Origin of the sequence: uncultured Zoogloea sp., from assembly GCF_937894855.1 — a bacterium.
In the GTDB taxonomy this organism is placed as follows: Bacteria; Pseudomonadota; Gammaproteobacteria; order Burkholderiales; family Rhodocyclaceae; genus Zoogloea; species Zoogloea oryzae.
Window position 1 is genome coordinate 38698 of record NZ_CALAYQ010000140.1, and the last position, 23574, is coordinate 62271.

Genomic DNA, 23574 nt, shown 5'->3' on the forward strand with positions numbered 1-23574 from the left:
CCGATGGCGACGGGCCTCTGGCGCAGCATCACCCACCCGTCCCGCGGCCCCGCGCCCGGACGCACCGCCGCGCCCCGCCGCCACGCCGGCTTCACCCTCATCGAAGTCATGGTGGTGCTGGTCATCATGGGCCTGATGGCAACCGGCATCAGCGTCGGCCTCGACAGCCTGCGCGGGCGCGATACCGATCAGGCTCTCAAACGCCTGCGCCTGGTGCTCGAAGCCACTGCCGACCGGGCCGCCGTGCGCGGCCGGCCCGTCGCCATCGAATTCCTGCCGGACGGCTATCGCTTCTCCGCCCTCGACCCGGACGACAACTGGCGTCCGCTGATCGACCCGCCGGTGTTCACCGACCGACCACTGCCCGCCGGCGTGGCCTGGCTGGGCCTGCGCATCGACGGCCAGCCCGACGCCGCCACGCCGCGCCTGCAGTTCGGCACCCAGGCGCCCGAATACGAACTGCGCGTCGCCACCCCCGGCGGCGAAGCCCGCCTCACCGGCAAGGCCAACGGCACGGTGCAGCTCGCCATGCCCGGCGCCAACCGCTCATGACACGCCCCGCCCGCGGCTTCACGCTGCTCGAAACCCTCGTCGCCCTGGCCATCCTCGCCATCGCGCTCACCGCCGCCTTCCGGGCGATGGGCGTCACCGCCCAGTCGTCGGGCGAGCTGCGCGAACGCCTGATCGGCGACTGGGTGGCCGAAAACCGCCTCGCCGAGCTGCGCGCCACCCGCGCGTGGCCCAACCCGGGCATCAACGAAGGCACCGCCGAGCAGGCCGGGCGCACCTACCGCTGGCGCGAAGACGTCAAGAACACCGCCAACCCGCTGTTCCGCCGGGTCGATCTGTCGGTCTTCGGCCCGGATTCCGGCGACCACGCCATCTCCCGCCTGTCCGGCTACGTGGCGAGGCCGCTGCAATGAGCCGGCGTTCCGCCCAGCGCGGCCTCACCCTCATCGAGCTGATGGTCGCCCTGTCGGTCTTCGCGGTGCTGGGCGTGCTGTCCTACCGCGCCCTGTCCGAAGTCGCCAACAGCCACACCCGCCTCGAAGCCAGCTTCGAACGCTGGCGCGCCATCAACCGCAGCATCCAGCGCATCGACGCCGATCTGCTGCAGGCCGTCTCCACCACCGGCCGCAACCCGGGGCTGCCCGGCCGCGACGGCGCGACACCCGGCGGCAACCCGATTCCGACCGTGCGGAGCACCACCGCCGCGCCCATGCTCCTCACCCGCGCAGCCAGCGGCGGGCCCGAGTTCCAGTTCCTGCGCCTCGACGACACCCGCGGCGTGCGCCGGGTCGGCTACCGGCTGGTGGATGGCCGCCTCGAATGGCTGCGCTGGAGCGGCCGCGACGCCCTCGGTGCCCCCGACGTCGAACCCCTGCTCGACCAAGTGCGCGGCGTGCGCTGGCGCTTCCTGCTGAACAACAACCGCCTCGACGCCTGGCCGCCGGGCGACACCCGCGTCACCCTGCCCGACGCGGTAATCCTCGAACTCGACCTGGAAGGCACCGGCGTCCTCACCCGCGTGATCGCCCTGCGCTGATGCTGCCAAACCGCCTCCCCTCCCACCCCCACGCCGGCCCCCAGAAGGGTGCCGCAGTGATCCTCGCCCTCCTCACGGTGGCGCTGGTGGCCGGCCTCGCCGCCGCCTCGGTGGGCGATCTGGGCGTGGCGATGGATCAGGTCGCCGGCCGCCACGACCAGGCCCAGGCCCGCCAGCTTGCCCGCGGCGCAGTGGACTGGGCGCGCAACGTGCTCTCCGAAGACGCCCGCACCAGTCAGGTGGATCACCTGGGCGAAGCCTGGGCCGTCAAGGTGCCGCCCACGCCGGTGGAAGAAGGCGAGGTCAGCGGCGAGCTGCAGGAGCTCTCCGGCCGCTTCAACCTCAACAACCTCGCCAGCGACGGCGCCGACATCATCGAGGTGGAGCGCTTCCAGCGCCTGCTGTCGCTGGTCGGCGTGGCCGACGCCGACGCCCTCAACCTCACCGCCGCGCTGCTCGACTGGCTCGACGCCGACGACACCCCGCGCCTGCCCGGCGGCGCCGAATCCGGCTGGTACGGCGCCCAGACGCCCGCCCGCCGCGCCGCCAACGGCCCGCTGGTGGCGGTGTCCGAGCTGCTCCAGGTGCGCGGCTTCACCCCGCAGCTGGTGGCCCGCCTCACCCCCTTCGTGGTCGCCGTGCCGCCGGGCTCCACCGTCAACGTGAACACCGCGCCGGCCGAGGTGCTCGCCGCCGTGGTGCCCGATCTGTCCCTCGACGCCGCCCGGCTGCTCGTCGTCCAGCGCAGCCGCGCGTGGTTCAAGGATGTGAACGACTTCAAGGCCCGCCTGCCCTCGCCGGATCTCCAGCCCGATCTCACCCGACTTTCCGTCACCAGCCGCCACTTCCTCGCCACCGGCCGCGCCCGCTACGGCGTGGCCATGGTGCGCATGGAAGTGCTGCTCGAACGCAGCCAGAACTGGTCCACCATCGTCTGGCAAAAACTGCTGTGATACGCCCATGAGTACCCGCCTCCTCCTCGCCATCGACGAACAATGGCCCGCCCGCCCGGATTGCCCGTGGGTGCTCCTCGGCCCGGACGGCAAGCCGCTCTCCGATGGCCACTCCGAACCCCGCCACTGGCCGGCCGCCGCCGAGTGCGAACTCGTCCTCACCGGCCCCCAGTGCCTGTGGCTCGAGGTGCCGCTCCCCCGCGGCGCCAAGCGCGACCTGCCGCGCCTCCTGGCCTACGCGCTGGAAGACCGCCTGCTGAAAGACCCGGACACCCAGCACCTCACCCTCAGCCACCGCCGCCCCGCCGACGACGGCGAGCGTGATCTGGCCGGCGTGCTGGTGGTCGCCCGCGAACGCCTGCGCCAGCTCGTCGCCCAGCTTGCCGCCATCGGCCGCCCCGCCCGCCGGGCCTGGGCCGAAGTGCAGACCGCCCCGGCCGGCGAAGGCTGGCATCTCAGCCTGTCGCCCACCGGCGCCATCCTGCGCACCGGCACCAGCGGCGGCGTGGCCCTCGACGCCGACATCCTCGCCCCGCTGCTCGCCCAGCAGGCCGCCACCGCCCGGGCCGCCAACACCGCGCCGGCACAGGTCGAACTGCACCTCGCGCCGGCCACTCAGGTGCCGGATCTCGCCGCGCTGCAGGCCGAGACCGGCCTCGCCATCGCCACCGGCGCGGCCTACCGCTGGTGGCAGGGCGTGGATCGCAAGGCCGCCAACCTGCTGCAGGGCGAGTTCGCCTTCCGCGACGCCAACACCGGCTGGTTCGGCAAGCTCAAGCCGGCCGTCGTGCTGGGCTGCGGCGCCCTGGCCCTGTGGCTGACGGTCAACATCGGCGAAGTGCTGTGGCTGCGTCATCAGATGGGTCAGCTGGGCGACCGGATTGAGCGCGTTTATCGCAGCACCTTTCCCAACAGCCCGGTGGTCGCCCCGGCCGCCCAGATGCGCCAACAGCTCAACCTGGAGCGCGCTCGCCACGGCCTGCTCCGCGACGACGACGCCCTGGCCCTGCTGGCCCAGGCCGCCGAAGCCCTCGGCACCGACGCCGCCGGCGGCATCGCCGCGGTGCGCTTTGAAGAGGGCCGCCTCGACCTGACCCTCACCGGCCCCGCCGCCGCCCGGGCCGAAGCGGTTGTTGGCCTGCTAGCCAGCCGCGGCCTCCTCGCCAACCTGCGCGCCGACGGCGCCACGCCCCACCTGCTGCTGCGCCGGGAGAACCTGCAATGAGCGCCCCCACGCCCCTCGCCCAGGCCGCCAGCGGCCCGATCACCCGCCTCGCCAACGCCTGGCAGGCCCGCAACCCGCGCGAGCGCACCCTGCTGATCGCCGCCGCCACCGTCATCGGCGTCGCGCTGGTCGTCAATCTGCTCGACTGGAGCCGCAGCGAGCGCACCCGCCTGGGTCGCAGCCTTCCCCGCGCCGAAGCCCAGCTGGAGCAGGTGCAGGAATCCGCCACCGAGATCGCCCGCCTTCGCGCCCAGCCCGTGCCCCAGCGCCCCGCCGGCCCGGCCCTGCTCGAGATGGTGCAGGCCTCCGCCAAGACCCGCGGCCTCGGCCTCGCCATCCAGACCGTGGGCGACGGACTGCAGGTCAAGGGCCAGGCCGGCTTCGACGAGCTCGTCGCCTGGCTCGCCGCCCTCCAGCACGACCAGGGCCTGCGCGTGGCGCGGATGGAACTCCAGCAGCAAGGCCCCACCGCCAGCGTCGATCTGGTGCTGGTGGCCGGCAGCAACTGATTCCAGCCGAGCCATGCGCCGCAAGCTGCTGTTCTTCCTCGCCGTTGCCCTTGCGCTCCTCGTCGCCAAGGCCCCGGCACGGCTGGTGGATGGCCTCGTCGCCCACGCCACCGACGGCGGGCTGCGCCTGCAGCAGGCCGAAGGCAGCCTCTGGCACGGCCGCGGCGTGCTGGCCAGCCGCGACGCCAGCGGGCGCAGCCTCACCCCGTGGCTGCCGCTGGCGTGGGATTTCGACACCGCCGCCCTCGGCCGCCTCGCGGTGGGCTGGACCTTCTCCAGCAGCGGCAGCCCGGTGGGCGCGGTCGAAGCCTCGGCCACCGGCGTCAAGATCAGCCAGCTGGCACTCCACGCCCCCGCCGACACCGCCCTGTCGTCCATCCCCCACCCGGCCGCCCGGGCCGGCTGGCAGGGCGACCTGACCATCGAGGCGCCCGCCTGGCAGTGCCCGCCGGACGGCCGCTGCAGCGGCGAAGCCCGCCTGCTGTGGCGCGGCGCCCGCAGCGCGCTGTTCCCCGGCCGCCAGTTTGGCGACTACGAGCTGCGCGTCACCGCCCGCGCCGGCGACCTGCGCTTCCAGCTCGCCACCCTGGCCGGCGCCATCCAGGCCAGCGGCCAGGGCGAAGCCCCCTATGGCAAGCTGCCGCGCTTCGACGGCCGCATCAGCGGCGATCCGGAATTCCTCTCCCGCCTGCCGGCTATCGCGGGGGGGGCCGCCCGCCCCACCGGCCAGCCGGGGCAGTTCGACATCCACTGGCCACCCCGGTGAAATCCGTCACATGGGTCTGTCATCCGCTTCCGCCAGAATGGATAATTCAGTCAGTCCGATTACAACAGCCCACCACACCATGAATCCGATCCAAGCCGCCCGCGCCGCCGGCCAGCAAGTCTGGCTCGACAACCTGTCCCGTTCCCTCATCCAGTCCGGCGAGCTTGCCCGCCACATCGAATCCGGCGTGGCAGGCGTCACCACCAACCCGGCGATCTTCCACAAGGCCATCGCCGAGGGCCCGGACTACCGCCCCGCGCTCGACGCCATGAACGGCGAGAACCTCAGCGCCGAGCAGCGCTACGAGCGCCTGGTGATCGAAGACGTGCAGCGCGCCTGCGACGTGATCCGCCCGGTGTTTGACGAGAGCCGCGGCGACGCCGGCTACGTGAGCCTGGAAGTCTCCCCGGCGCTGGCCGACGACGAAGCCGGCACCGTGGCCGCCGCCCGCCGCCTGCGCGCCGCCGTGGCCCGCGACAACCTGCTGGTGAAGATCCCCGCCACCGCCGCTGGCGTGCGCGCCATCGAGACCCTCACCGGCGAAGGCGTCAGCATCAACGTCACGCTGATGTTCTCGCTGGCCCACGTGGACGCCGTTGCCGGCGCCTACCAGCGCGGCCTCGACAAGCTCGCCGTCGCCGGTGGCGACCTGAGCCGTGTGCGCTCGGTGGCCAGCGTGTTCCTGTCCCGCTGGGACAGCCTGATCGACAAGCAGCTCGACGACATCGGCACCCCCGAAGCCCTCGCCCTGCGCGGCAAGGCCGGCGTGGCTCTGGCCCGTCAGGCCTACCAGCACTACCTCGCGCGCTTCCACGGCGCCGGCTTTGCGGCCCTCGCCGCCAAGGGCGCCCGGCCCCAGAGCATGCTGTGGGCAAGCACCGGCACCAAGAACCCGGCCTACTCCGACCTGATGTACGTCGAGCCGCTGATCGGGCCCGAAACGGTGAATACCCTGCCCGACGCCACCCTCGCCGCCTTCGCCGACCACGGCAAGGTCACCCCGGGCAGCGTCACCGCCGACGTGGAGGCCGCTGCCGCCCACATCGCCGCGCTGGCCGCCTTGGGCCTCGACATGAACCAGCTCGGCGAACGCCTGCAGGCCGACGGCCTCAGCCAGTTCGCGGTGGCCTTCGGCAAGCTGCTCGAACTGACGGCCTGAACCTGCGCTGCAAGGGGCGGCCCCGGTCGCCCCCGCCATCCCCACCGGGCGCGTCCGCGCCCGCCCTCTTCTGCTTTTCCGCATCACCCGCCCCACACCCACCGCCCAGCGGCGGACGGGCACGGCCCGGCGCATGGGCTAGAATCACGCTTTCGCAAAAGCTGATACACAAGGATTCCCATGCCCACCTCCGGCACCCTCATCCTCCGCGAGGCTTACCAGCCCCTGGCCTATGGCGTCGAGACGGTTGATCTCGATTTCAACCTCGATCCCCAGGCCACCGTCGTCACCAGCCGCCTCAAGTGCGTGCGCAACCCGGACGCCGCGGCCGGCCCGGTGGTGCTGTTTGGCGAGGCGCTGGAGCTGGTGTCCATCGCCATCGACGGCGCCGCGCCGGCCGAAGGCCAGGTGCGCAAGACGGAATCCGGGCTCGAGGTGGATGTGGACGCCGACGAGGTGGTGCTCACCATCGTCACCCGCATCAATCCGTCGGCCAACCTCACGCTGTCCGGGCTGTACCAGTCCCGCGGCGGCTTCTACACCCAGTGCGAGGCCGAGGGCTTCCGCCGCATCACCTATTTCCCGGACCGTCCCGACGTGATGGCCCGCTACACCGTGCGCCTGGAGGCCGACGCCGCCACCTGCCCGGTGCTGCTCTCCAACGGCAACCTGCTCGAAACCGGCACCTTACCCAACGGCCGCCACTTCGCCCGCTGGGAAGACCCCTTCCTCAAGCCGTCCTACCTGTTCGCGCTGGTGGCCGCCGAGCTGTCGGCGCTGGAGCGCACCGTCACCACCATGAGCGGCCGCGACGTGCTGCTGCAGGTGTGGGTCGAGGCGCGCGATCTCGACCGCGTCGCCCACGCGATGGATTCCCTGATCCACTCCATGCGCTGGGACGAGGAAGTCTTCGGGCTGGAGCTCGATCTCGACCGCTTCATGATCGTCGCCGTGTCGGATTTCAACATGGGCGCCATGGAGAACAAGGGCCTCAACATCTTCAACACCAAGTACGTGCTGGCCAACCCGGATACCGGCACCGACCTGGATTTTGAAAACGTCGAGAGCGTCGTCGCTCACGAATACTTCCACAACTGGACAGGCAACCGCGTCACCTGCCGCGACTGGTTCCAGCTCACCCTGAAGGAAGGCCTCACCGTCTTCCGCGACCAGCAATTCACCGCCGACATGATGGCGCGGGCCTCCGATTCGCCGGCTGCCGCCGCATCCGCCCGGGCCGTCACCCGCATCGCCAACGTGCGCGGCCTGCGCAGCGGGCAGTTCCCCGAAGATGCCGGCCCCATGGCCCACCCGATCCGCCCGGACAGCTACCAGGAGATCAACAACTTCTACACCGCCACGGTGTACCAGAAGGGCGCCGAGGTGATCCGGATGATCCTCACCCTGCTGGGCCGCGAAGGCTTCCGCAACGGGATGGACCTGTACTTCTCGTACCACGACGGCCAGGCCGTCACCTGCGACGACTTCGTGGGCTGCATGGCCGAAGCCAACGGCGCCGATCTCGACCTCTTCATGCGCTGGTACAGCCAGGCCGGCACGCCGCGCCTCAAGGCCGAAGGCGCCTGGGATGCCGCCAGCGGCACCTACACCCTCACCCTCAGCCAGTCCACGCCGCCCACCCCCGGTCAGCCCGAAAAGCTGCCGCTGCACATCCCGGTGGCCGTGGGCCTGATCGGGCCGGACGGCGCCGACCTGCCCCTGCGCCTCGAAGGCGAAGCCAATGCGGGCGACACCACCCGCGTGCTCAACCTGAAGGAAGCCAGCCGTAGCTGGCGCTTCACCGGGCTCACCGCCGAGCCCGTGCCGTCGGTGCTGCGGGGCTACTCCGCGCCGGTGATCCTCGAGATCGACGAAGACGACGCGCGCCTCGCCTTCCGCATGGCCCACGATTCCGATCCCTTCAACCGCTGGGACGCCGCCCAGCGCTTCATGGAGCGCGTCGTGCTCGGCCTCGCCGCCGACGCCGCCGCCGGCCGCAAGCTGGAAGTGCCCCAGGCCTTCGGCCACGCCTTCCGGGCGCTGCTGGTCAATGAAAGCCTCGACCCGGCCTTCGTCGCCGAAACCCTGGCCCTGCCGTCCGAAGCCTATCTGCTGGAGCGCATGCAGCCGGCCGACCCGGCGCCGCTCCGCGCCGCGCTGATCCACCTGATGCGCGAAGTCGGCCAGGCCATGCAGGCCGATTTCCTCGGCCGCTATCTGGATCTCGAAGTGGACGGCGAATACCGCTACCACCCGGCCGACGCCGGCAAGCGCAGCCTGCGCAACCTGTGCCTGCGCTATCTCGCTGCCTGGGGCGGCCCGACCGCCATCGACCTGGCCGCCAAGCAGTTCGAGCACGCCGGCAACATGACCGAGCGCTACGGCGCCCTCGCCGCGCTGGTGCAGAGCGACGCCCCCCAGCGCACCGACGCCCTCGCCGCCTTCCACGACCGCTATCGCGACGACGCGCTGGTGCTCGACAAGTGGTTCATGCTCCAGGCCACCGCCTGGCGCTGGTCCGACACGGCGCCCGCCACCCTGGACGAGGTGCGCGCGCTGATGGGCAACCCGGCCTTCAGCCTCTCCAACCCCAACAAGGTGTATTCGCTGCTGGGCGGCTACTTCAAGAGCAACGCGGCCGAGTTCCACCGTCCCGACGGCGCCGGCTACGCCTTCTGGGCCGAGCAGGTGGTGGCGCTGGATCGCAACAACCCGCAGGTGGCGTCGCGCATGGCCCGCGCGCTGGAAGGCTGGCGCAAGTTCACGCCGGAGATCCAGGCCCGCATCCGCGTGGCGCTGGAGCAGGTCGCCGCCACCGAAGGCCTGTCGCCGGACGTGGCCGAGATCGTCGGCAAGGCCCTGGGCTGATGCCCGCTCCGGGCAGCCGCCGGCATGGCCGGCGCTGCCCGGAATAGGTTTTCGTCATTCATCCGAGCTCGGCAGTGGCATCTGCCGCAGCCGGCTGTCCGAGCGGGCGGCACCCCGGCGAAGGCTCCGGTATCATGGGCGACCTTCAAAATTTTTGCAGCGCGGCAAATGGAACTCCTCACCACTTTCATCGACATCATCCTGCACCTCGACGTGCATCTGGCGGCGCTCACCGCCCAATACGGCACCTGGATCTACGTGATCCTGTTCCTCATCATCTTCTGCGAGACCGGGCTGGTGATCTTCCCCTTCCTGCCGGGGGATTCGCTGCTGTTCGTGGCCGGCGCGCTGGCCGCCACCGGCGGCATGGACATCTGGGTGCTGTGCGGCGTGCTGCTGACCGCGGCGGTGCTGGGCGACAACACCAACTACTGGATCGGCCACACCATCGGGCCAAAGGTGTTTCGCTGGGAAAACTCCCGCTTCTTCAACCGCGCCGCCTTCGACAAGACCCACTCCTACTTCGAATCCCACGGCGGCAAGACCATCATCATCGCCCGCTTCCTGCCCCTGCTGCGCACCTTCGCCCCCTTCGTGGCCGGCGTGGCGCGCATGACCTACGCCCGCTTCGTCACGCTGGATTTCCTCGGCGGTTTCATCTGGATCTTCTCCCTGTGCTGGCTGGGCTATGGCTTCGGCAACATGCCGGTGGTGAAGAAGAACCTGTCGGTGGTGATCCTCGGCATCATCGCCATCTCGCTGCTGCCGGTGTTCATCGGCTGGCTCAAGGGCCGTCGCGCCCCCGCGGCGGGCTGAGGCTTCACCCATGAAAAACATCGTCATCCTGATCTCCGGCCGCGGCAGCAACATGGAAGCCATCGTCCGCGCGCAGATCCCCAGTGCGAAGATCGCCGCGGTGATCTCCAACCGCCCCGACGCCGCCGGCCTGGCCTTTGCCGCCAGCCACGGGATCACCGCCCAGGTGGTGGACCACAAGGCCTACCCCAGCCGCGAGGCCTTCGACGCCGCGCTGGCCGAGACCATCGACGCCCACCAGCCCGATCTGGTGGTGCTGGCCGGCTTCATGCGCGTGCTCACCGACGGCTTCGTGGGTCGCTACAACGGCCGCCTGCTCAACATCCACCCCAGCCTGCTGCCGTCCTTCCCGGGCCTCCACACCCACCAGCGCGCGCTGGAGGCTGGCGTGCGGGTGGCCGGCACCACGGTGCATTTCGTCACCCCGACCCTCGACTGCGGCCCCATCGTGATCCAGGCCGTGGTGCCCGTGCTGGATGGCGACGACGAAGCCGCGCTCGCCGCCCGGGTGCTGGTGCAGGAGCACCGCATCTACCCCCAGGCCGTGCGCTGGTTCGTCGAGGATCGGCTCAGCCTCACCGCCGACGGCAAGGTGCGGGTAGCTAACGAACCCGCCGGCCCCGCCGGCTGGACGGTGCCGCCCGTCGAGGGCTGACCGGCGCATCGTGGGCGACACGCGAAACCGCAGCCTGTGGATCGCCGTCGGCGTGTCGGCGGTGGTGCACCTGGCCGTGCTGCTGATCCCCGGCTGGCGCCTGCCCAGCGAGGAAGCCAACGTGCTGCCGCCCCTCGACGCCCGCCTCGCGCCCCTGCCCAAACCCAGCATCCGCCCGGTGGACGACGAGAAACGCGTCGTCCTAGGCGATGCGCCAGCCCCGCGTCCCAAGCCCAAACCCCGCAAGCCGACCCGCCCGGCCGAGCCCGCCCCGGCGACCGGCCCGGTGGCCAGCATCGCCCCCGATCCCACCTCGGGCAGCGGCACCGAAAACACCGAGGACGCCGTCGCCGGCACCGATGCCAAACCCGCCGACATCACCCCGCCCGACCCCGCCCCGGAAACCGAAACCGGCAAGGGCGGCCAGGGCAAGACCGGCAAACCCGCCGGCCCCAGCATCGCCGAGCTGTGGGCCTCGTCGGGCAAGGTGCAGTACAACGTGATCCGCGGCGAGCGCAACTTCATCATCGGCCGCACCACCCACGCCTGGACCCACGACGACGAGCACTACTCGATGGAGACGGTGATCGAAACCTCCGGCCTCGTCGGGCTGGTCAAGCCGTTCCGGATGGTCCAGCGCAGCGAAGGGCGGATCGGGCCGAAGGGCCTGCTGCCCGAAAAATTCACCGTCGAGCGCGACGGCCAGATGAAGGAACGCGCCGATTTCGACTGGTCGTCCGCCAAGGTCGTGCTGGTGGCCGGCGACCGTCAGCGGGAGTTCTCCATCGCCGAGGGCGACCAGGACGTGCTCTCGCTGATGCACCACCTGTCCTTCCAGCCCGACGGCCCGCTGCGCGCCGAGCTGCTGGTGGTCACCGGCAAGAGCGCCGTGCGCTCGGTGATCGAGAACCTCGGCATCGAGGAGCTGGACATCCCCGCCGGCAAGGTTTCGGCCTACCATCTCGGCAGCACGGGGCACCGGGGCGAGCTCAAGATCGACATCTGGCTCGCCCGCGATTACGCCAACCTGCCGGTGCGCCTCAAGATCACCGACAAGAACGGCGACGTGCTCGATCAGGTGGCCACCGGCGTCGATCTCGGCGCCCGGGCTGCCGCCAAGGAGTGACTTCGGTTTAGACTCCGCCCCCGGGCCGCCTTCGCGCCGCCCCCGCCGGGTGCAAGCCCGGCCTACAGAACACAGCAATCAGTATCGGATTTCCATGACCATTACCGCCGCCCAGATCCAGTCCGCCAGCCAGGCCCTCCGTTCCGTCCTGCGCTTTGACTACCCCGCCGACTCGGTGCTGTCCCGTTATTTCCGCGACCTGCGCGAACTCGGCGCCCGCGACCGGGCCTTCGTCGCCGAGGCGGTCTACGGCGTGCTGCGCCGCCTGCGCACCCTCGAGCGCCTGTGCGGCGAGGACGTCTCGACCCGCAAGCTGGTGCTCGCCTGGCTCGCCCGCGTCGAGGGCCTCACGCTCCACCAGCTGGGCGACGGCCTGCACGGCCGCGACACCGACTTCTTCACCCAGGTGAAGGGCCGCGAGATCGGCGAGCTGAGCTTCGCCGAGAGCGCCGACCTGCCCGACTGGCTGGCCGAGCGCCTGCTGGCGAGCCGCAGCGAGGCCGAAGTGCTGGCCCTGGCCCAGAGCCTCAACCGCCCGGCGCCCCTCGACCTGCGCGCCAACAGCCTCAAGCTCGACCGCGACGCGCTGGTCGAGAAGCTCCGCGCCGACGGCATCGCCTGCGCCCCGGGCCGCTACTCGCCGCTGGCCGTGCGCCTCGAAGGCAAGCCGGCGCTGCAGAAGCACCCCCAGTTCCTCGACGGCAGCTTCGAGGTGCAGGACGAAGGCAGCCAGCTGCTGGGCTTCCTGCTCCAGCCCAAGCGCGGCGAGATGGTCGTGGACTTCTGCGCCGGAGCCGGCGGCAAAACCTTGCTGCTGGGCGCGATGATGCGCAACTCCGGCCGTCTGTACGCGTTTGACGTGTCCGACAAGCGGCTCTCGAAGCTCAAGCCGCGCATGGCCCGCTCCGGCCTGTCCAACATCCACCCGGTGGTGATCGCCAGCGAGAACGATCCGCGGGTCAAGCGCCTCGCCGGCAAGATCGACCGGGTGCTGGTGGATGCCCCGTGCAGCGGCCTCGGCACCCTGCGCCGCAACCCGGATCTCAAATGGCGCCAGAGCCCCGAGGCGCTGGCCGAGCTCACCGTCAAGCAGGCCGCGATCCTGGCCAGCGCCGCCCGCCTGGTAAAGCCGGGCGGCCGGCTGGTGTACGCCACCTGCAGCATCCTGCCCGAAGAGAACGAAGCCATCGTCGCCGCCTTCCTTGAAGCCAACCCGGGCTTCGTCGCAAAGAGCGCCGAAGAGGTGCTGGGCAAGCAGGGCATCGAGATTGCCTGCGGCGAACAGCTCCGCCTCACCCCGGCCGCCCACGATACCGACGGCTTCTTTGCCGCGGTGCTGGAGCGCCAGGCCTGATGCGCCTCCGCCTGCTGGGCTGGCTGGCCCTCGGGCTGGCCGCCCAGGCCGTGGCGGCCCCCGAGCGCGAACCCACCCTCAACCTCCCCGCCCAGGGGCGTGTCGAGCTGGCCTTCTCCCCGTGGAACGACCCCGAGCAGGCCCTGCTTGAGGCGATCGACGGCGCGCGGGAACAAATCCTCGTGCAGGCCTATCTCTTCACCAGCAAGCCGCTGGCCCGCGGGCTGATCGCCGCCCATCGCCGCGGTGTGCGCGTCGAGGTGCTGCTGGATGCCGAATCCAACCGGCCGAACTCGCTCAGTGTGATGCCCGAGTTACTCAACGCGGGTATTCCCGTGGCGGTCGAAACACGTTACAACATCGCCCACAACAAGCTGATGATCATCGACCCGGCCTCGCGCCACGGGGCGGTGGCCACCGGCTCATACAACTTCACCCGCTCCGCGCGGGTGGCCAACGCCGAAAACATGCTGATCCTGCGCGACAACCCCGCGCTGGCCCAGGCCTACGCCCGCAACTGGCAGCGCCACCGGGCCGAAGCCCTACGCCTGGACAGCCTGGACGATCTGCCGGCAAAAAGAGGGAAACAGGATGGAAGAGAATCAGATCGCTGAACTGCTGATCGACTTGTGGAAGGACGTGCAGCAGCCCGCCATCGTCTGGCAGGTGGGCGCGCTGGCCCTGTGCCTGGTGCTGGCCGGGCTCATCACCCGCCAGATCAAGGGCATCCTGCGCCGCCGGCGCGAAGCCAACCCCAGCCTGGCGGGCGCCGGCGAGGAAGGCCTGCGCCGGGTGATCTTCCCCCTCACCGCCCTGGCGCTGGTGGTGGTGGCACGCATCATCCTCGGCCACTGGCACCACGTGAATCTCTTCAAGCTGGCGGTGCCGCTGCTTGGCGCGATGGCAGCCATCCGGCTCACCGTCCATGCCCTCAAGCGCAGCTTTCCCAGGGCCGGCTGGCTGGCCAGTTTCGAGCGCTTCTTCGCCACCGCGGCATGGATCGTCGTGGCCCTGCAGATCATCGGCGTGCTGCCCACGGTGATCGATGGGCTGGAGCAGATCGGCTTTACCGTCGGCAAGGCCAAGATCAACCTGTGGATGCTGCTGCAGGGCGCGCTCACGGTGATGGTCACGATGCTGGTGGCGATGTGGGCCGCCGGCGTGCTCGAAAGCCGGCTGATGCGCACCGAGGGGCTGGACTCCAACCTGCAGCTGGTGTTCGCGCGGCTCTCCAAGGCGCTGCTGCTGGTGCTCGCCGTCACCGTCAGCCTGCCGCTGGTGGGCATCGACCTCACCGCCCTGTCGGTGTTCGGCGGCGCGCTGGGCGTGGGCCTCGGCCTCGGCCTGCAGAAGATCGCCGCCAACTACGTGGCTGGCTTCATCCTGCTGCTCGACCGCTCGATCCGCATGGGCAACCTGATCTCGGTGGGCACCGAGCGCGGCGTGGTGAGTCAGATCACCACCCGCTACACCGTGCTCAAGGGCATGACCGGCATCGAATCCATCGTGCCCAACGAGACCCTGATCGGCTCGGTAGTACAGAACGAAACCTTCACCGACCCCAAGGTGCGCATTTCGCTGCCGATCCAGGTGAGCTACGCCACCGACCTCGAGAAGGCCATGGAGATCCTCGTCGAAGCGGCCCACAATCAGCCGCGGGTGATGAAGGACCCGGCCCCCGGCGCCTTCGTCGAGGCCTTTGCCGACAGCGGCATCAACCTCCAGCTGGGCTTCTGGATCCGCGATCCGGCCGAAGGCACCCTTGGCATCCGCTCGGCGATCAACCTGGAAGTCTGGCGGCGCTTCAAGGCCGAAGGCATCGAGATTCCCTTCCCCCAGCGCGAAGTGCGCATCCTCGGCGACGTGGCGGTGTCGACTAAAGACAACCCGGTTTCCTGACGATATGGGGTAAACCGCTGATCTGTCTTGGTTTGCCCACGGGGCTCGACTAGAATCGGGCGGTTCAACTCAATATTTCAAGGAACGCACTGCCGATGTTCTCCGGACTGCTTGATCTGCCCTGGTGGGGCTACGTTGTCGTCACGCTGGCGATGACCCATGTCACCATCGCCTCGGTCACCATATTCCTGCACCGTCACCAGGCGCACCGGGCGCTCGACCTGCACCCGCTGCCGGCCCTGTTCTTCCGTTTCTGGCTGTGGCTCACCACCGGCATGGTCACCAAGGAGTGGGCGGCCATCCACCGCAAGCACCACGCCAAGTGCGAGACCGCCGAAGACCCCCACAGCCCGCAGATCCACGGCATCAACAAGGTGCTGTGGACGGGTGTCTTCCTCTACGTGAAGGAAGCCCGCAACAAGGAAACCATCCAGCGCTACGGCCACGGCACGCCGGATGACGCCTTCGAACGCAAGCTGTTCTCGCGCTTTCCCAAGTCCGGCATCCTCGTGATGCTGGCGGCCGATCTGCTGCTCTTCGGCATCTGGCCGGGCGTGCTGATCTGGGGCGTGCAGATGGTGTGGATCCCCTTCTGGGCTGCCGGCGTCATCAACGGCCTCGGCCACTTCTGGGGCTACCGCAACTACAACTGCTCCGACGCCTCCACCAACCTGCTCCCCTGGGGCATCCTGATCGGCGGCGAAGAGCTCCACAACAACCACCACAGCTTTGCCACCTCGGCCAAGCTGTCGGCCCGCTGGTACGAGTTCGACATCGGCTGGATGTACATCCGCATCCTCGAGATGCTCGGCCTCGCCCACGTCAAGAAGACCATCCCGACGCCTCGCTTCGGCGCCGCCAAGGCCCGTGCTGACTTCGACACTCTCCAGGCCATCATCACCCACCGCTACGACGTGATGACCCGCTACGTGCAGAGCCTGAAGGCCATCGCCCAGGAAGAATTCACCGCCCTCAAGGCCCAGTCCGAAGGCAAGTTCACCGTGCGCGAACTGCGCCGCTGGCTCGCGGCCGAAGAAGGCCAGCTGTGCGCCGAGGAGCGCCAGCGCCTCGCCACCGTGCTGAAGGACAACAAACGCCTCGAAACCGTGGTGACGATGCGCGACGAGCTCACCGCCCTGTGGGCGCGCTCCTCTGCCAGCAGCGAGCAGCTCCTCCAGCAACTGCAGGACTGGATCGCCCGCGCCGAGCAAAGCGGCATCCGCCAGCTCGAGGATTTCTCGCTGCGCCTGCGCCGATACGCCTGACGCATCACCCCTCCCCGCCCGGAGCGTCCGCTCCGGGCAAAGCTTTTCCCATGCTCATCCTCTTCAACAAGCCCTACGGGGTGCTGTGCCAGTTCACCGGCGAACCGGGCAAGGCCACCCTGGCGGATCACATCGACCTGCCCGGCGTGTATGCCGCGGGCCGGCTGGACGCCGACAGTGAGGGCTTGCTGGTGCTGACCGACGACGGCGCGCTCCAGCAGCGCATCGCCGATCCCCGCCACAAGCTGCCCAAGACCTACCTCGTGCAGGTGGAAGGCATCCCCGACGAGGCCGCCCTGGCGCGGCTGCGCGCCGGTGTCGATCTGGGCGATTTCTTCACCAAACCCTGCGAGGCACGCCTCGTCGACGAGCCTGCCTGGCTGTGGCCACGCAACCCACCGATCCGCGAACGCAAAGCCATCCCGACAAGCTGGATCGAGATCGTCCTGCGCGAGGGCAAGAACCGGCAGGTCCGGCGGATGACCGCCAAGGTCGGTTTCCCCACCCTGCGCCTGATCCGCGTGCGCATCGGCGACTGGACCCTCGACGGCCTCGAACCCGGCACCTGGCGAGCCACCACACCACCGCCGGCCCTGCAGACGCCTCGCCGCCCGCCCGCGCCGCCCTCCGGGCGACGACAGCCCGCAACCGGACGTGCTAAGGTTGCCCGTCCCCGCAAACCTGTTTGAATGAACTTCCGATGACTGCGCTTCCGCTTCGCTGCGCGGCCCTGCTGGCCGCCTTGGTCACCCTTCCGGCTGCGGCCGAAACCCAGATGCCGGTGACCGAGCTCACCATCGGCATGTTCCGCATCGAGGCCGAGGTGGCCGCCAACGACGAGCACCGCCAACGCGGCCTGATGCAGCGCAAGACCATGGCCGCCAACCGCGGGATGCTATTCGTGTTCACCGAACCCCAGCGCCACTGCATGTGGATGAAGAACACCCTGCTGCCGCTATCAGTGGCCTTTCTCGACGACGAAGGGCGCATCGTGAACGTCGAAGACATGAAGCCCCAGACCGAAGACAACCACTGCGCCGCAAAGCCGGCGCGCTTTGCTCTGGAGATGAACCAGGGCTGGTTCCGCCAGAAGGGCCTGGGCACCGGCGTGAAGATCAACGGCGTCACGCCCCTGGCCGGCTACGGCCGCTGAGGAATCGCCCGGCCCGCCAGAGCGGGCGCCGGGCAGCCTTCGCTGAACCGCTTGTTCAGCCGATCGGCGTGAGCTTGGCCACTGCCAGCATCAGCCACTTGGCGCCGGATTCGGCAAACTTCACCTGCACCCGCGCATCGCTGCCGCTGCCTTCGGCGGCGACGATCACCCCTTCGCCAAAGCGGATGTGACTCACCGCCTGGCCGATCGACAGCCCGCCCAGATCGCGGGATTTCTGCGGCGGAGGCGGCGGCATCGACGGTGCGGCCGGCTTGCTGGCGCCCGGGTTGTAATAGCGCGGCGACGGCTCCGACACGAAGCTGCGGCGCGGGTTGGGCGGGGTGAGCCACTTGGTCAGTTCTTCCGGGATCTCCTCCAGGAAGCGCGAGCGCAGGTTGTAGCGCACCTGGCCGTGGAGCATCCGGCTCTGGGTGAAGCTCAGGTACAGGCGCTGGCGGGCGCGTGTCACCGCCACGTACATCAGCCGGCGCTCCTCCTCCAGCCCGTCGGATTCGAGGATGCTGTTCTCGTGGGGAAACAATCCCTCCTCGAGCCCCGACAGAAACACCACGTCAAACTCCAGCCCCTTGGCTGCGTGCACCGTCATCAGCTGCACCGCCTCGGCGCCAGCGTCTGCCTGATGGTCGCCGGCTTCCAGTGAGGCGTGGGCGAGGAACTCGGCCAGCACCGTGCCGATATCGGTGCCCATGTCGGCCGGGCGTTCGCCCGAGCCCACCTCGGCATTGAAGTTGGCCGCGGCGTTGATGAGTTCGTCCAGGTTCTCGAGGCGCTCCTGGCCTTCCTTCTCGTTCTTGTAATGGGTGCGCAGCCCCGACATCTCGATGACGTGATCCACCATCTCGTGGAGCGGCAGCGCGGCGGTTTCCTGGCGCAGGCGCTCGATCAGCCCGACGAACTGCGCCAGCGACGTGCCCGGCTTGCCCGAAAGATGCGGCACCGTCTGGTAGAGCGGCGTGTTCCAGGTGCGGGCGGCGTCCTGCAGGGCCTCCAGCGAGCGGGCGCCGATGCCGCGGGTCGGGAAGTTCACCACCCGCGTGAAGGCCGTGTCGTCGTCCGGGTTGGCGATCAGGCGCAGGTAAGCGAGCGCGTGCTTCACCTCCTGACGCTCGAAGAAGCGCAGCCCGCCATACACCCGGTAGGCCACGCCGCTGGAGAACAGTTGATGCTCGAGCACCCGCGACTGGGCGTTGGAGCGGTACAGCAGCGCGATGTCGGAGCGGCTGATGCCCTCGCGCACCAGCGACTGCACCTCCTCGACGATGAAGCGCGCCTCGTCGCTGTCGGTGAAGGCCTCGTACACGCGGATCGGCTCGCCGGCGCCCCGGTCGGTCCATAGGCTCTTGCCGAGGCGCTTGCTGTTGTTGGAAATCAGCGCGTTGGCGGCATCGAGGATGTTGCCGTGGGAGCGGTAGTTCTGCTCCAGGCGGATCACCGCCGGCACCTTGAAATCCCGCTCGAAATCGCGCATGTTGCCGATCTCGGCGCCCCGGAAGCGGTAGATCGACTGGTCGTCGTCGCCCACGCAGAAGAGGTACGCGCCGCCCTCCTCGCCGTTGCCCGCCAGCAGCTTGAGCCAGCGGTACTGGAGCACGTTGGTGTCCTGGAACTCATCCACCAGGATGTGGCGGAAGCGCGCCTGGTAATGCCGGCGGATCGGCTCGTTGCGCTCCAGCAGCTCGTAGCTGCGCAGCAGCAATTCAGGGAAATCCACAACTGCCTCGCGCTGGCATTGGGCCTCATACTCCATGTAAAGCTCGACCCGGCGACGGGTGTAGTCGTCCCACGCCTCTACTGCAGCCGGCCTGATGCCGGCTTCTTTCTGGCCGTTGATGAAGTGCTGGAGCTCCCGCGGCGGAAACTTCTCGTCGTCGATGTTGAGGGTTTTCAGCAGGCGCTTGATCGAAGCCAGCTGGTCGCCCGAATCGAGGATCTGGAACAGCTGCGGCAGGCCGGCCTCCCGGTGATGGGCGCGCAGGAAGCGGTTGCACAGGCCATGGAAGGTGCCGATCCACATCCCCCGGGTGTTGATCGGGAACATCGCCGACAGGCGGGTGAGCATCTCCTTCGCGGCCTTGTTGGTGAAGGTCACGGCCAGGATGCCCTGGGCGCTGCAGAAGCCGTTCTGGATCAGCCAGGCGATGCGCGTCGTCAGCACCCGGGTCTTGCCCGAGCCGGCGCCGGCCAGGATCAGCGCATGCTGGGGCGGCAAGGTGACGGCGGCCAGTTGTTCGGGGTTCAGGTTGTCGAGAAGCTGGGACATGGCAGGTAAAAGGGCTCGTGAGTTCGACTGCGAAGCCCGCCATTCTACCGCCCCGGCCCTTGCCGGACGCCTCCGCAAAACGGGCAACGGTGGTGTTGCAAAAACGCGAATCACCGTGACGCAATTCATTCATCGCCGACGAGCGGCACTTGCAGTGAGTGGGTGGCTTGCCTAGAATGAAGTTGTGCAGTGCAACAAAGAAATCGAATCCGCGGTCAAAAACTGCTGTTTCATAAGGGTTAAACCCTAACCGTAAAATACTGCAACGCAACAGAGAGCCAAACGTCCGCGTCAGGTCACCACCATGACGTGGCCAATAGGAGTAACAGCAAATGAAAGCACCGAAAAATCTGCCGTGGCACGCCCGCAAGGCCGGCGTGTCCATCGAGCGCGCCGAAGCCCTTTGGCGCAAGGCCGTCCGTGAAGCCACCGCCGACACCGGCTGGGTTGGCACTTCCGAATTCTGGGGCGCGGCCGAGGCCCGCTTCCTCGACCTGCTCAAGCAGGAACAGAACACCCTCTGTACCCCGCACGTCGAAGCCTTCGTGCGCAGCCAGCACCGCATGGGCCTGCTGCCCCTGCTGGCCGCCGAAGAGATGATTGCCGCGATGTCTGCCAACTGGCAGCGCTTCTGCACCCAACTGCGCAAGGCAGCCTGATCGCTGCCTGCAAGGCCCCAGAAAAGGGGCCAGCAAACCGAGTTTTTCTCCCTCCTCTCCCTCGTGGAGATTTGACGGCGTCTGTCGCAAGGCAGACGCCGCTTTTTTTTCGTACATCGCCCGGAGAGACGCAAAGGCCGCCCCCATCCCGGTCTGCGCCCCCCCCCTGTAGGTCGGACCTACAGAAACCAGCCGTCCCTCCCCGTGCAGGCGCTGCGCGCGAGAGGGTGCCTCCACCGCTCCCTTCGTAGGGGCGACTTCAGTCGCCCACCCACACCTCCACCAGGCGCCGACCCATGGCCCGGCGCCCGCGGGCGACTGAAGTCGCCCCTACACCCCCCCGCCTCCGGATCAGGATTTCATGCCAGCCCGCGTGCACCGCCCGTTTTGCCCAACCGCTGACGGCGCAAACCGGTCGCCGCCCCTCCCCCCGCTGATATAATTCGGCCTTTGCATCCCTCACCGGAGTTCAATGTGCTGATTTCCAACGCCTTTGCCCAGGCCGCCCCGGCCGCCGCGCAAGACCCGATGTCCACGTTCACCAGCCTCCTGCCGATGATCCTCATGTTCATCGTGCTGTGGTTCCTGATGATCCGTCCGCAGATGAAGCGCGCCAAGGAGCACAAGGCTCTCCTCGAAGGTCTGCAGAAGAACGACGAAGTGCTCACCCAGGGCGGCATCGTCGGCAAGATCACCCAGATCAGCGACGGCTACGTGCACGTCGAAGTGGCCCCCAACACCCAGATCGTCGTCCAGAAGCAATCCATCGGCGCCGTGCTCCCCAAGGGCACCCTCAAGTCGATCTGATCGCCATCCGGCCGGGGCCCTGCTCCGGCCGTTTCGCATCGCAGCACCGTCTCTGCATCACCCGTTTCCTCTCCTTTTCGCCAGACCATGAACCGCTACCCTCTCTGGAAAAATCTCCTCATCGGCATCGTCCTGCTGTGGGGACTGATCTACACCCTGCCGAATTTCTACGGAGAGGTGCCCGCCGTCCAGGTCTCCAGCGGCAAGGCCACCCTCAAGCTCGACGCCACCGCCACCATGGCCCGCGTCGAGGAGAGCCTGAAGGCCGCGGGCATCGCCCATGACGGCCTGTTCGCCGATCTCACCAGCGTGCGCGCCCGCTTCCGCGACACCGACACCCAGCTCAAGGCCAAGGACGCCATCGAGAAGGCCTTCAACCCGGATGCCGCCGACCCGTCCTACGTGGTCGCGCTCAACCTGCTGTCGGCCAGCCCCCAGTGGCTCACCTCGATCCACGCGCTGCCCATGTACCTGGGCCTCGACCTGCGCGGCGGCGTGCACTTCCTGCTCCAGGTGGACATGAAGGGCGCCGTCACCAAGCGCCTCGATGCCACCGCTGGCGACCTGCGCACCCTGCTGCGCGACAAGAACGTCCGTCACGCCGGCATCGGCCGTGAAGGCGCCGCCGTCGTCGTGAAGTTCCGCGACACCGAAACCCAGGCCCGCGCCAAGAGCGTGATCTCCGCCGCCAACAATGATCTTCAGCTCGTCGAAGGCCAGGACGGCGCCGACTACAAGCTCACCGCCAGCCTCACCCCCCTGGCCCAGAAGACCATCCAGGAATTCGCCATCCGCCAGAACATCTCCACCCTGCACAACCGGATCAACGAACTCGGCGTCGCCGAACCCGTGATCCAGCAGCAGGGCCTCGACCGCATCGTGGTGCAACTGCCCGGCGTGCAGGACGTGGCCAAGGCCAAGGACATCCTGGGCCGCACCGCCACCCTCGAGATCCGCCTGGTGGACGACACCCCGGGCGGCCTCGAAGCCGCGCTGCAGGGCAACGTGCCGCCGGGCACCGAGCTCTACACCGAGCGTGGCGGCAACCCGCTGCTGGTCAAGAAGCAGGTCGTCCTCACCGGCGAGCGCCTCACCGACGCCCAGCCCGGCTTCGACGGCCAGACCCACGAAGCCGCCGTGCACCTCACGCTCGATTCCGCCGGCGCCCGCATCTTCAAGGACATCACCCGCGAGAACATCAACAAGCGCATGGCCATCCTGCTGATCGAAAAGGGCAAGGGCGAAGTCGTCACCGCCCCGGTGATCCGCGCCGAGATCGGCGGCGGCCGCGTGCAGATCTCCGGCCGCATGACCTCCGAAGAAGCCACCGACACCGCGCTGCTGCTGCGCGCCGGCTCGCTGGCCGCCCCGATGGAGATCATCGAGGAACGCACCATCGGCCCGAGCCTCGGCGCCGAGAACATCTCCAAGGGTTTCCACTCCACCCTGTGGGGCTTCGTGGCGATCGCCATCTTCATGTGCATCTACTACATGCTGTTCGGCCTCGTGTCGGTGCTCGCGCTGGCGTCCAACTTGCTGCTGCTGGTGGCCCTGCTGTCACTGCTCCAGGCCACGCTCACCCTGCCCGGCATCGCGGCCATCGCGCTGACCCTCGGCATGGCCATCGACGCCAACGTGCTGATCAACGAACGCATCCGCGAAGAGCTGCGCAACGGCTCCAGCCCGCAGGCCGCCATCCACGCCGGCTACGACCGGGCCTTCGACACCATCCTCGACTCCAACGTCACCACCCTGATCGCGGGCATCGCCCTGCTGGTCTTCGGCTCCGGCCCGGTGCGTGGCTTTGCGGTGGTGCACTGCCTGGGCATCCTCACCTCCATGTTCAGCGCCATCCTCGTCTCGCGCGGGCTGGTCAACCTGATCTACGGCAAGAAGCGCAAGCTCGAAAAGCTCGCCATCGGCCAGGTGTGGAAACCGGGTATCTGATGCCCCCGGGCGGGGCGTCGGGCTGAAGCCCGACCTACAAATCCCCGCCCCCGCAGCACCCTGTAGGTCGGACTTCAGTCCGACAACGGCAACCTCAGCAACATCAACTCCAGCACGGAGCGCATCACCGCCATGGAATTCTTCAAGATCCGCAAAGACATCCCCTTCATGAAGCACGCGCTGGTGTTCAACGTCATCTCGTTGATCACCTTCCTGCTCGCGGTGTTCTTCCTGGCCACCAAGGGCCTGCATTTCAGCGTCGAGTTCACCGGCGGCACCCTGATGGAAGTCAGTTACGCCGAGCCCCCGGCCCTCGAAAAGCTCCGCGACGCCCTCGGCAAGGAAGGCTACCAGGACGCCCAGGTGCAGAACTTCGGCAGTTCCCGCGACGTGCTGATCCGCCTGCCCAACCGCTCCGGCGACGAGACCGCCAAGGTCAGCGAGAAGGTAATGGCCAGCCTCGCCGCCATCGACGGCCCCAAGGCCGAGCTGCGCCGCGTCGAATTCGTCGGCCCGCAGGTGGGCAAGGAACTCGCCTCCGACGGCGCCATGGCCCTGCTGCTGGTGATCGGCGGCATCGTGCTCT

General features: G+C 68.7%; 22 protein-coding genes and 1 pseudogene. 22 read left to right on the forward strand and 1 reads right to left on the reverse strand.

The window, feature by feature from the left end:
* The first annotated feature begins 3 nt into the window (after positions 1 to 3).
* From Q0672_RS16005 to Q0672_RS16090, 18 genes are all read left to right on the forward strand, one after another.
* Complete coding sequence (locus Q0672_RS16005; RefSeq protein WP_153161286.1) at positions 4 to 552, forward strand: prepilin-type N-terminal cleavage/methylation domain-containing protein; 549 nt, start codon at positions 4 to 6, stop codon at positions 550 to 552.
* Positions 549 to 923, forward strand: a complete 375-nt coding sequence (gene gspI / locus Q0672_RS16010) for a type II secretion system minor pseudopilin GspI (RefSeq protein WP_153161285.1) — start codon at positions 549 to 551, stop codon at positions 921 to 923. Before Q0672_RS16005 ends, gspI begins: the two co-directional genes overlap by 4 nt.
* Entirely contained in the window at positions 920 to 1546 is a 627-nt protein-coding gene (gene gspJ / locus Q0672_RS16015; protein ID WP_298623790.1) for a type II secretion system minor pseudopilin GspJ, read from the forward strand. The genes gspI and gspJ overlap by 4 nt, the downstream gene beginning before the upstream one ends.
* Positions 1546 to 2499 (forward strand): type II secretion system minor pseudopilin GspK, encoded by a 954-nt coding sequence (gene gspK / locus Q0672_RS16020; RefSeq protein WP_298623792.1) that lies wholly within the window; start codon positions 1546 to 1548, stop codon positions 2497 to 2499. Before gspJ ends, gspK begins: the two co-directional genes overlap by 1 nt.
* 7 nt (positions 2500 to 2506) lie before the next feature.
* Positions 2507 to 3724: a type II secretion system protein GspL gene (gene gspL / locus Q0672_RS16025; RefSeq protein ID WP_298623794.1), complete on the forward strand. Its 1218-nt coding sequence runs from the start codon at positions 2507 to 2509 to the stop codon at positions 3722 to 3724.
* A complete protein-coding gene (gene gspM / locus Q0672_RS16030; RefSeq protein ID WP_298623797.1) occupies positions 3721 to 4233 on the forward strand; it encodes a type II secretion system protein GspM in 513 nt (170 codons plus the stop codon). Before gspL ends, gspM begins: the two co-directional genes overlap by 4 nt.
* A gap of 13 nt (positions 4234 to 4246) precedes the next feature.
* Positions 4247 to 4999 (forward strand): type II secretion system protein N, encoded by a 753-nt coding sequence (gene gspN, locus Q0672_RS16035; RefSeq protein WP_298623800.1) that lies wholly within the window; start codon positions 4247 to 4249, stop codon positions 4997 to 4999.
* A 79-nt stretch (positions 5000 to 5078) separates the two neighbouring features.
* Positions 5079 to 6158, forward strand: coding sequence for a transaldolase (gene tal / locus Q0672_RS16040; protein ID WP_298623802.1), 1080 nt, complete (start codon positions 5079 to 5081; stop codon positions 6156 to 6158).
* A 180-nt stretch (positions 6159 to 6338) separates the two neighbouring features.
* Entirely contained in the window at positions 6339 to 9026 is a 2688-nt protein-coding gene (gene pepN / locus Q0672_RS16045; protein WP_153161278.1) for an aminopeptidase N, read from the forward strand.
* Positions 9027 to 9194: 168 nt separating this feature from the next.
* On the forward strand, positions 9195 to 9842 hold the full coding sequence (locus tag Q0672_RS16050) for a DedA family protein (RefSeq protein ID WP_153161277.1): 648 nt from the start codon (positions 9195 to 9197) through the stop codon (positions 9840 to 9842).
* Positions 9843 to 9852: 10 nt separating this feature from the next.
* Positions 9853 to 10497 carry a phosphoribosylglycinamide formyltransferase gene (purN, locus tag Q0672_RS16055; protein ID WP_153161276.1) on the forward strand — a complete coding sequence of 215 codons (645 nt, stop codon included), beginning with the start codon at positions 9853 to 9855 and terminating at the stop codon, positions 10495 to 10497.
* Between the two features lie 10 nt (positions 10498 to 10507).
* Complete coding sequence (locus Q0672_RS16060) at positions 10508 to 11623, forward strand: DUF3108 domain-containing protein (RefSeq protein ID WP_153161275.1); 1116 nt, start codon at positions 10508 to 10510, stop codon at positions 11621 to 11623.
* A 94-nt stretch (positions 11624 to 11717) separates the two neighbouring features.
* Positions 11718 to 12977 (forward strand): RsmB/NOP family class I SAM-dependent RNA methyltransferase, encoded by a 1260-nt coding sequence (locus Q0672_RS16065; protein WP_298623806.1) that lies wholly within the window; start codon positions 11718 to 11720, stop codon positions 12975 to 12977.
* Positions 12977 to 13591, forward strand: a complete 615-nt coding sequence (locus Q0672_RS16070) for a phospholipase D family protein (protein ID WP_153161273.1) — start codon at positions 12977 to 12979, stop codon at positions 13589 to 13591. Before Q0672_RS16065 ends, Q0672_RS16070 begins: the two co-directional genes overlap by 1 nt.
* Positions 13569 to 14876 (forward strand): mechanosensitive ion channel domain-containing protein, encoded by a 1308-nt coding sequence (locus Q0672_RS16075; RefSeq protein WP_298623825.1) that lies wholly within the window; start codon positions 13569 to 13571, stop codon positions 14874 to 14876. Before Q0672_RS16070 ends, Q0672_RS16075 begins: the two co-directional genes overlap by 23 nt.
* A 95-nt stretch (positions 14877 to 14971) precedes the next feature.
* The gene (locus Q0672_RS16080; RefSeq protein ID WP_153161271.1) at positions 14972 to 16141 is read left to right on the forward strand and encodes a fatty acid desaturase; all 1170 of its coding nucleotides are present in this window, start codon (positions 14972 to 14974) and stop codon (positions 16139 to 16141) included.
* A 50-nt stretch (positions 16142 to 16191) separates the two neighbouring features.
* Positions 16192 to 16830, forward strand: a complete 639-nt coding sequence (locus Q0672_RS16085; protein ID WP_298623830.1) for an rRNA large subunit pseudouridine synthase E — start codon at positions 16192 to 16194, stop codon at positions 16828 to 16830.
* 11 nt (positions 16831 to 16841) lie between these two features.
* The gene (locus Q0672_RS16090) at positions 16842 to 17294 is read left to right on the forward strand and encodes a DUF192 domain-containing protein (RefSeq protein WP_298623832.1); all 453 of its coding nucleotides are present in this window, start codon (positions 16842 to 16844) and stop codon (positions 17292 to 17294) included.
* A gap of 55 nt (positions 17295 to 17349) precedes the next feature.
* Here Q0672_RS16090 and Q0672_RS16095 read toward each other — a convergent pair whose 3' ends face one another.
* On the reverse strand, positions 17350 to 19575 hold the full coding sequence (locus tag Q0672_RS16095) for a UvrD-helicase domain-containing protein (protein WP_298623835.1): 2226 nt from the start codon (positions 19573 to 19575) through the stop codon (positions 17350 to 17352).
* A gap of 332 nt (positions 19576 to 19907) precedes the next feature.
* On the opposite strand from Q0672_RS16095, the gene Q0672_RS16100 reads away from it, so the two are divergent.
* The 4 genes and pseudogenes from Q0672_RS16100 to Q0672_RS16115 form a co-directional block, all read left to right on the forward strand.
* Entirely contained in the window at positions 19908 to 20234 is a 327-nt protein-coding gene (locus Q0672_RS16100) for a hypothetical protein (protein WP_153161268.1), read from the forward strand.
* Positions 20235 to 20762: 528 nt separating this feature from the next.
* Positions 20763 to 21041, forward strand: coding sequence for a preprotein translocase subunit YajC (gene yajC / locus Q0672_RS16105; protein ID WP_367179969.1), 279 nt, complete (start codon positions 20763 to 20765; stop codon positions 21039 to 21041).
* Positions 21042 to 21128: 87 nt separating this feature from the next.
* On the forward strand, positions 21129 to 22988 hold the full coding sequence (secD, locus tag Q0672_RS16110) for a protein translocase subunit SecD (protein ID WP_298623840.1): 1860 nt from the start codon (positions 21129 to 21131) through the stop codon (positions 22986 to 22988).
* Positions 22989 to 23120: 132 nt separating this feature from the next.
* A pseudogene (locus tag Q0672_RS16115) lies at positions 23121 to 23574 on the forward strand (protein translocase subunit SecF); the annotation flags it as partial.